This window comes from Acinetobacter sp. ANC_7682 (genome assembly GCF_056779795.1).
Genome location: NZ_JBWYIQ010000104.1, coordinates 1 through 243 on the forward strand (window position 1 = coordinate 1; position 243 = coordinate 243).

Consider the following 243-nt stretch of genomic DNA (forward strand, 5'->3'; position numbering starts at 1 on the left):
GGGCTTCATCAATGAGCCAGTTAATGCCTTCACTGCGTAGTAAGCGAGTCAGAAAGTCGTAGTCGCTTTCGTTGCTTTGCATGATGAAGGGTCGGATGTCGTATTGTTGTTGCAATCCACTGTGGTCTAGGCTGAGGCTAGAGGCAAAGAGCGGGCTTTTGTTTTGCCATTCTTCAAAGAGGATTTCCACCACTTCGACCACGGATTTGTTCATAAATACGCGGCTGTTGCGGCGTTTGTGCC

Annotated in this window: 1 protein-coding gene; it reads right to left on the minus strand. The window is 49.0% G+C overall.

Translation table 11 applies throughout. The annotated features are described in order from the left end of the window. Positions 1–243, minus strand: a 243-nt coding sequence (locus AC1M9D_RS14180) for a phage late control D family protein (protein WP_481612456.1), incomplete at both ends; no start/stop codon positions are given.